The following is a 7,619-nucleotide window of genomic DNA, read 5'->3' as shown; positions in this document are numbered from 1 at the left end:
TTTCAACCCGATAACGTTTGTGAATGGTTGAAAAAGCCGAGAGCGAACGAATTTTGAGGAATTGAAGGAGTCCTCAAAAGCTGAGAACGCAAGTGAACAGAGTTCGCGAACGGATGCGCAAATTTTAGGCAATTTCTTTATAAACTTACGAACTTAATAGTTGTAAAAGTGAAACAGGTGTTGCAAATATGCAACTTATTGAAAATCTATTTGGAAGTAAAGGACGGATAAAAGTTCTGAAAAAGCTGTCAAAACATACTGGCTGGCAGTTCAATATATCAGAACTTTCAAAAGATATGGCCCTAAATAAAGGGGCGGTCTCAAGAATAGTGAGTAGATTAGAAAAGGAAAATGTCGTGATAGTTAACAAAAAAGGTAAAATAAAGCTATTCCAATTAAATGAAGAAAATATTTTTGTAAAAGAAGCTATTCTGCCGATTTTAAAAATAGAAGAGGAATTATTCAAAAATATCAAAAAAAGGATAATCCATCCGTTTTCTGAAGATATTGCTTCTTCAATAATACTTTACGGCTCATATGCCAAAGGATCCGAGCGCCTTGAAAGCGATATTGACGTTATGGTAATTATAAAAAGCAAGGCACTAGAGGAAAAATGCAGGCTTATTTCGAATAAAATATCTCAAGAATTTCTTGAGAATGGCACTATGCTCACAATTGATGTATTAGATGGAAAAGAGTTCAAAAAGCTCTATTTTAATAAAGAACCTTCTATCGTAAGCATATTTGGAACAGGAACGGTTATAAAAGGCAAAAATTTGGAGGAGCTGATAAAATGAGGCAAGAGCCAAAAGAAAACTCAATTCAGAGGATGAAAGACGCCGCAGAATTTCTTGAATCCGCAGAAGACAATATTGCAAAGGGGCGATTTAAATCGGCAGTTATCGATTCAGGAGACTCTGTAATCGCTGCAAATGACGCGTTTACAATATTTTTCATAGAAGAAAAGGCATCAGGAGATCATTCTGAAGCGCTCATAGTCCATAAAAAAGCCGGCATAAAGATAAATGAGAATCAGTCGCTAATATTAAAAACGCTTCTTGACGAACGCCATCTGTACGGCTACCGTTCTGTCCAGACTTCAAAGAGCGTTGCTAAAAAAGATATAGCCGGCGCGAAAAAGTTTGTGAAATGGGTCAGGGAAAAGATTCATAATGCTTCGCAATGAACCTATGAATTTGCGCGAGATTTCTTTAAAGGAATATGCAGAAATGCATAAAGAACTTACTGACGCGATTAAGAAGCGGAAATGAATTATTTACCAGCCGAACAATTTGCCCACGTCTTTTGCTGTTTCGCGCTTTCTTGCAACAGTAATTTGTCCGTCCTGCACAATGATTTTTGCAGGCGATGATAGGAGGCAGTGATGCGATGCGAGAGGGTCCTGATACGCGCCAGTGTCAAAAATTGCAATAGAAAGAGGCTCTCCGTTTAAGTCCTCGAATTTCGGCAAAGAAAGATAGCTTCCTCCGGCAGTGTACTTGTCGTCGGAATCACAAGACATTCCGGCAAGCCACACGCGTGCAAGCTTTGAGTTTTTCATATAATTGATGGGAACAACATGCCACTTCTGGTGTATTGCCCATGTGTCAAGAAGGTCGTTCATGAAGCTGCCGTCGATAATATACCATCGATGCGCAACGCTTTTTACTATAGGCTTCTCAAAAACTACCTTGTAAAGAGTTATCTGTGAAGGCGCGACAATGTAGCGGCCCCACTCAACTATGATGTCCGGAGGAGAGATGGTTTTATTTTCCGAGAACTTTTTGATGAATCCGATGATTCGCTTGATAACATTGTCAACTGAATATGTCTTTTTCTTGTCATAAGGCACGCTTAATCCGCCGCCTATATCTATTGTATCAAGCGATGGGTTTATCGCCTTCAATTTAGCGAATAGTTCAGCGGCTTTCCGGAATGGCTTTAAGACATCTTCTGAGCGCTCAATTTGGGAGCCAATGTGATAATGCAATAACTTGAGGTTTTTGATTTTCCCAAGAGACAGTATCTCATCCGGCTCAAGCCCGAACCTGTCGACCTTTTTGTCCCAGCGCGAGCTTACCTTGACATCAAGATTCACGCGTATGCCTACGTTTCCCTTGAATATTTTCAGCGCAAGATATTCGTTCTTGTCCTCGATTATCGGAACAATGTTCAGCCCTTCCTCCCTTAGCTCGGAAATCAGGTTCACATAGTCAATTGTCTTTGGGCCATTGCAGAGCACGCGGATTTTCTCATTGAACTGCTCCTGCTCCCAGAGCTGTTTCACAAGCCAGAGCTCATTCATCGAGCCGACTTCTATGTTTGCGCCCGCGCTTATCATGGCAAGGACCACTTCCTTGTTCTGGTTGACTTTCATCGGGTAATTGTAGTGGAATTTGCCCTTGTAGCCGTAGAATTTTATGTATTTGTTGAACATCTCAATGAGATTAGTGAGGCGCTTCTCGATTATATCTGGAAATATTATCTCAAGGGATGTGCCGTATTTTTTGACAAGCTTGTTTATGTTGTACTGGTAATTCCCCTCTTTTACAAGCAGCTCGCCGTCTTTAGTTATGTCAAAAAACTCCGTATTGAATTCGGGTCTGCCGAGCTTCCAGAATTTTTTGAAGTTTTTCATAGGCGACACCAAACTATATGCTATAAGAACGCGTATGAACTATGCAAGAATTACGCAACGCGCGCCATTCAGTTAGAATGTTTTTGTCTCCCATTTTTGTCTGTGACCTTTTCAAGAATTATCCTTTTATTATGCACCTGAAAGCTTATATAGATTTTTTGTAATTTTGTAATGTGTTTTTGACATCTTCTAAAAGCATATCAAATTTTAGATAACCTGAATTTTTGTTGAAATGCCCTGCATTTTTTATTATCTTCAGGCTGCTGCCAAGCTGTTCTGCAAGCTCGTTTCCTTTTTCCAGTGATACGTAAGGGTCATTGTCGGAATGGTAAACTATAAAATTCCTGCAGTTGCTCTTTATTTTTTTCCAGTCAAACTTTTTGTCCCAAAAACTCCGGTTTATCGCATCAAGTTTTGGATTATTTATTGCGCTGACAAACCCCGCGACTAAAAATGCTGATTTAACGGGCTTATTTGCCTTTTCAAGAACATTCAATAAAAACGCGCATCCCAAACTATGCCCGATAACTATTGTGTTTTTATCCAGGTATTTTTCATATTTTTCAAATGAGTTTATCCAGTTTTCAAGCGCCTGATTTTAAGGAGTTGGAAATTTTGGAACAAAAACGCGGCAATCCAGCTTTTCAAGCTCTTTTTTCAGCCAGGGAAACCAATTTTCTTCGGGATTTCCGTAAGCTCCGTGAATTATAATGACATTTGCCATAATCATTCTCTTATACAATAAACCGAGTCGTTTTTTCTTACTCTTTCTTTTACTTTTATTCCTGAAGCTTCGCCTTTTAAAATCTTGTCTTTTATTTTTCCGTTGGTTTCGATTGACTCGATTTTCTGCATTAGATAAGTTGTTTTGCCCTCTATTATGATTTTGTCTCCCACTTTTATAATTCCTGAAAAGACTTTAATTGATGCGACAGAAATTTTCGGGAAATAATTAGTTATGATTCCGACATGGACTTTTTTTGACGTTGCCTGAGAGTTGGACAGGTCATATGTGAAATCTGTCGGCTTTTTGAAATAAAATCCTGTTGAAAATCCGCGGTTATAGACTGACTGGAGCTCTTTTTTCCATTTTATTGCTTTTTCTTTTGTAAATGAATCAATTGCCTCTCTATAACATCGGCCTGCTGTTTCAGTGTATCTGGCATCTCTTAACCTACCCTCGACTTTGAACGCGTCAATTCCTGCTTTTATTAATTCGGGAATATGCTCTATCATGCACAGGTCTTTTGCGCTTAAGAGGTATTTTCCGTCGCATACAAGCTCTTTTTTATCCTCATTTGTAAGTGTCCATTCCTGCCTGCAGGGCTGAATGCAGTCGCCGCAATTCGCGGATTTTCCGTAAAGATAGCTTGAAAGATAGCATCTTCCCGATATTGAAACGCACATCGCTCCGTGGACAAATACTTCGATTTCGATTTTTGTTTGTGTTTTAATTTTCTTTATGTCTTTTAGACTGCATTCGCGGGCAAGAACGATTCTTATTGCGCCGAGTCTGCGGTACATCTCAGCGGTTTTTGCGTTTGAGACATTTGCCTGGGTTGAAATATGAATCGGAATGTTTCTTTTTTTTGCGGCTTGGATTACTGCAGCATCCCAGCATATGACTGCATCAACCATTTTTGCCGCATCCAAGAGTTTTTCAAGCTTTTTTTCGTCGTCCGGGTAAATCACTGTGTTGACTGCAAGATACGCCTTGATTTTGTTTTTGTGGCAGATTTCGACTGCTTTCCTTATTTCTGCGTTTGTGAAATTGCCGGCTCTTGCTCTCATGCTAAAGACTTTAGCCCCGAAATAGACTGCATCTGCGTACGGAAGCGCAGCAACAAGGCTTGACATGGATTTTACAGGAAGAAGAAGTTCCGGCTTTTTCATAGGGGTTGATTATGTGTGTATTTTTATAAAATGTCATGATTTAAACCCCAAAATTCTAAGTTAATACATGGTTGATGATTTTCTAAGCTATGAAAGAAGATTTGCCAAAAGGGCGACTGATAAGAAAAGAAGAGAGAAGAACACAGATCATTCAGTCGAAGAGCTGTTTGTCGAGCGCATTGACGACAAAGACAAGGCCATTGTCATAGAAAAAAACCACGGCATATTCAAAGTGTTCTACAATGATGAGATAATTTCAGGCGTAAAGCTTAGCAGGACTGCCAAATACTTCGGAGCCATTGTTCCCGGAGATTACGTCAGCTTGGCAAAGGACAATTTTGGGTATTGCATATCAAGCATTCAGAGACGGGCGTCAAAAATCTCAAGAATGAAGCAGGACCGCACAGGAAGGGGTGCAGAGTATGCGCACATCATTGCCGCAAACATTGATGCGGTCATTGCAGTAGTATCTGCCAGGAGCCCGCCTCTTCACATCAATGCAATTGACAGGTATATTGTCATGATACAGAGCAACAATATCGAGCCGATAATATGCCTGAACAAAGCGGATCTGGCAGAAGGGTATGAAGACGGCCTGCTTAAGGAATATGCCGGAATAAAATACGTAAAAACATCTACCAGGAAAAAAGAAGGGATTGAGGAGCTAAAAAAAATCATTTCTGGTAAAACTGTTGTGTTTATCGGGCAAAGCGGAGTGGGAAAATCATCCCTGATAAATGCAGTTTCAGGGGATATAATTGCAAGGGAAGGAGAAGTAAGCAAAAAAACAGATCGTGGAAAGCACACAACCACAGCTTCAACAGTGTACAAATGGAAGGAAAACTCATACATAATTGACACGCCGGGAATAAGGTCATTTGGCATAGGAAATATACCGAAAAATGAGCTTCAGCTTTATTTCCCGGAGTTCAAGGCATATCAATGCAGGTACGGCAACTGCCTGCATAACAAAGAAGATGCTCGAGATTGCGGAGTTAAGAGGGCGCTTGCAGAAGGAAAAATACCCAAGAAACGTTATGATAGTTATGTGAGGTTGTTGGAGGAATAGGGAAACGTCATGGGCTTAACCCATTTGAAATATTTTCGTTATGTTTGAAACAAATAATTTTGCTTTTTTAATGAGTCTTCTGCGGGCTCTTTGTTTGCCTGAGGAATTGTATTATATGTAAAATTCCCTCTTTTCCACTTTTCATCTTTGAATATTTCAAGAAGCTCGTCTGCTCTGATGACCATTTTCCTGTAAATCTCAAGAAGCTTCACATTAAGGATGCCCGTGTCCACAAAGTTCCTTTTAAATTCTTCAAATGTTTTTTTGTGGATTTCCGGGGCGGTTGTTTTAATATTTTTCGTCAATAGTATTGCTTTTGCCGCATAAAATATTGCATAATAAGAATGGGATATCGCGGAACTGTAAAATGTCATCCTGTCGCTTATGCCAAAAAATTGCTTTGCATTTGCTTCATTGCTAAGTCTTTTCAGGGTCTCAGCAATGACAATTTCGTTTTCTGCCCTTTCAATATAGCTTTTTATCATTAAATCCATATTCAATCGCCTCTTGCAAAATCCTGTAGTATATTTCTCCTCCATGCAATATAAGGTTATTTTTGGCTATTTCTTTTCCGTAATTCGCCTCGTTGTTTAAGAGCATTTGAAGAAATTCGGACTTTTTGAAAACATAAAGGTGTATTTGGGAAATGTTTAACTCGCATGCCAGCCTAAGCTGTGCATAAACCTTTTTTGGCTCTTCAGAATCGCCGATAATTATCGCGAGGTCTATATCTGATGTTTCTTTTTGCTTATTTTTGGCATAACTGCCGGTTATTATAAAAATATAGAATTCTGTTGACAGTTTATCTGCAATTTTCTGCAAATCTTTGTGTGGGAGGTGTTTTTGGCCCCACGCAACGTACTCAGAGATAAACCCTGCATAGACTTGCGCCTTCTGGCTTTTCAAGCCTAATTCATAAAGAACAACATTTCCCGCTTTTTCCTCTTTCAGTATTCCTGCTTTGACAAATTTCTTTAAAGAGGCATATATGTAGCTTTCGGACTTTTTTCCTGTGAACGCTTTCACTTCTTTGAAAGTGAATTTTTTCCACGGCTCTTTGACAAACTGAAGCAAAACTTCATATTCTTTCTTTAGCATATTATTCATCCATCCTAATTATAGGATTGTTTAATCCTATTTGTAGGATTAAGTATATAAAGCTTATTTTTTACAAAATACGCCGCCTTTGCAGTCATGAAACTCTTTTGTACTCACCTTGTGGATGGAATTTGTGTGAGTTTCAAGCCTTCGAAATTCTCGCTCCGCGGATATAATTAAGCGGAGCTTCAAATATTCGAAGTAATCATCGAGGTTTTGCCCACAGTACGGCAACAGATGTTGGGCTGATGACTGCAAACTAAATATAGAAAACTTGCGTCAACCTTTGCGTCAACCAGTTCGTCAACCTACTTTGAGGTATAATATACCGCCTTTTCGTATGTTTAAACATGCTCGAGGCATTTATATTCTTAAAATATAATTATTTAGTATATGGCGACACCCATGGCAAACTCCAAGTCTTCTAACGGAGCAAATCTAGGCTTTGAGCAAAAACTTTGGCAAGTCGCGGATAAATTACGGAACAATATGGATGCTGCCGAGTACAAGCATGTTGTTCTTGGATTAATATTTCTCAAATACATTTCGGATGCCTTTGAGTCAAAACACAAAGAGATAGTTGATGATTCTTCATCCGGCAGAGATCCTGAAGATCCAGACGAATATCGCGCAGAAAACATCTTTTGGGTGCCTCCCGAAGCAAGGTGGGAACATCTTCAGCGCAATGCAAAACAGCCGACAATCGGAAAACTCGTTGACGATGCAATGGATGGGATAGAAAGAGATAATCCGCCGCTTAAAGGAGTTCTTGCCAGGAATTATGCACGTGCTGCCTTGGATTATATTATCCCGAATTAATTTCCACCCCATTATAGAATACATGAAAAAGCTGAATAACGAGAAGATTCGTTGGATCATAAGGCAGAAAGACAAACGTGCCATAAAAAACGCAGATATTTC

9 protein-coding genes are annotated in these 7,619 nt (G+C 39.4%); 4 read left to right on the top strand and 5 right to left on the bottom strand.

Translation table 11 applies throughout. The features are described from left to right. Positions 1 to 188 precede the first annotated feature (188 nt). Together KKB09_03075 and KKB09_03070 are read left to right on the top strand one after the other, a co-directional pair. A complete protein-coding gene (locus tag KKB09_03075) occupies positions 189 to 797 on the top strand; it encodes a nucleotidyltransferase domain-containing protein (protein MBU4300179.1) in 609 nt (202 codons plus the stop codon). After that, a complete protein-coding gene (locus KKB09_03070) occupies positions 794 to 1,186 on the top strand; it encodes a hypothetical protein (GenBank protein ID MBU4300178.1) in 393 nt (130 codons plus the stop codon). Before KKB09_03075 ends, KKB09_03070 begins: the two co-directional genes overlap by 4 nt. Positions 1,187 to 1,276: 90 nt before the next feature. Here the strand turns inward: KKB09_03070 and KKB09_03065 are convergent, their stop codons facing one another. The 3 genes from KKB09_03065 to KKB09_03055 all read right to left on the bottom strand — a co-directional run bounded on the left by KKB09_03065 (position 1,277) and on the right by KKB09_03055 (position 4,531). Next, entirely contained in the window at positions 1,277 to 2,638 is a 1,362-nt protein-coding gene (locus tag KKB09_03065) for a hypothetical protein (protein MBU4300177.1), read from the bottom strand. A gap of 145 nt (positions 2,639 to 2,783) precedes the next feature. Then, positions 2,784 to 3,215 (bottom strand): alpha/beta hydrolase, encoded by a 432-nt coding sequence (locus KKB09_03060; protein ID MBU4300176.1) that lies wholly within the window; start codon positions 3,213 to 3,215, stop codon positions 2,784 to 2,786. Between the two features lie 149 nt (positions 3,216 to 3,364). Beyond that, positions 3,365 to 4,531 carry a U32 family peptidase gene (locus KKB09_03055; protein ID MBU4300175.1) on the bottom strand — a complete coding sequence of 389 codons (1,167 nt, stop codon included), beginning with the start codon at positions 4,529 to 4,531 and terminating at the stop codon, positions 3,365 to 3,367. A 67-nt stretch (positions 4,532 to 4,598) separates the two neighbouring features. Between KKB09_03055 and rsgA the strand changes: the two genes are divergently transcribed. Further along, positions 4,599 to 5,600: a ribosome small subunit-dependent GTPase A gene (gene rsgA / locus KKB09_03050; protein MBU4300174.1), complete on the top strand. Its 1,002-nt coding sequence runs from the start codon at positions 4,599 to 4,601 to the stop codon at positions 5,598 to 5,600. 38 nt (positions 5,601 to 5,638) lie between these two features. Here the strand turns inward: rsgA and KKB09_03045 are convergent, their stop codons facing one another. Both KKB09_03045 and KKB09_03040 read right to left on the bottom strand, forming a co-directional pair. After that, the gene (locus KKB09_03045) at positions 5,639 to 6,094 is read right to left on the bottom strand and encodes a HEPN domain-containing protein (GenBank protein MBU4300173.1); all 456 of its coding nucleotides are present in this window, start codon (positions 6,092 to 6,094) and stop codon (positions 5,639 to 5,641) included. After that, complete coding sequence (locus KKB09_03040) at positions 6,066 to 6,698, bottom strand: nucleotidyltransferase domain-containing protein (protein MBU4300172.1); 633 nt, start codon at positions 6,696 to 6,698, stop codon at positions 6,066 to 6,068. Before KKB09_03040 ends, KKB09_03045 begins: the two co-directional genes overlap by 29 nt. Before the next feature lie 405 nt (positions 6,699 to 7,103). On the opposite strand from KKB09_03040, the gene KKB09_03035 reads away from it, so the two are divergent. After that, positions 7,104 to 7,517: a type I restriction-modification system subunit M N-terminal domain-containing protein gene (locus KKB09_03035; GenBank protein ID MBU4300171.1), complete on the top strand. Its 414-nt coding sequence runs from the start codon at positions 7,104 to 7,106 to the stop codon at positions 7,515 to 7,517. Positions 7,518 to 7,619 lie beyond the last annotated feature (102 nt).

Source organism: Nanoarchaeota archaeon (assembly GCA_018897155.1).
Classification (GTDB): Archaea; EX4484-52; EX4484-52; order EX4484-52; family LFW-46; genus LFW-46.
Note: the sequence above shows the minus strand (reverse complement) of the source record. Positions and strands in the feature narration are given on the sequence as shown.

Excerpts from the sequence above, each read along its gene's own strand:
- KKB09_03040 (MBU4300172.1), bottom strand. The coding sequence starts at position 6,698 with ATGCTAAAGAAAGAATATGAAGTTTTGCTTCAGTTTGTCAAAGAGCCG.
- KKB09_03065 (MBU4300177.1), bottom strand. The coding sequence starts at position 2,638 with ATGAAAAACTTCAAAAAATTCTGGAAGCTCGGCAGACCCGAATTCAAT.
- rsgA (MBU4300174.1), top strand. The coding sequence starts at position 4,599 with ATGGTTGATGATTTTCTAAGCTATGAAAGAAGATTTGCCAAAAGGGCG.
- KKB09_03045 (MBU4300173.1), bottom strand. The coding sequence starts at position 6,094 with ATGGATTTAATGATAAAAAGCTATATTGAAAGGGCAGAAAACGAAATT.
- KKB09_03070 (MBU4300178.1), top strand. The coding sequence starts at position 794 with ATGAGGCAAGAGCCAAAAGAAAACTCAATTCAGAGGATGAAAGACGCC.
- KKB09_03075 (MBU4300179.1), top strand. The coding sequence starts at position 189 with ATGCAACTTATTGAAAATCTATTTGGAAGTAAAGGACGGATAAAAGTT.
- KKB09_03055 (MBU4300175.1), bottom strand. The coding sequence starts at position 4,531 with ATGAAAAAGCCGGAACTTCTTCTTCCTGTAAAATCCATGTCAAGCCTT.
- KKB09_03035 (MBU4300171.1), top strand. The coding sequence starts at position 7,104 with ATGGCAAACTCCAAGTCTTCTAACGGAGCAAATCTAGGCTTTGAGCAA.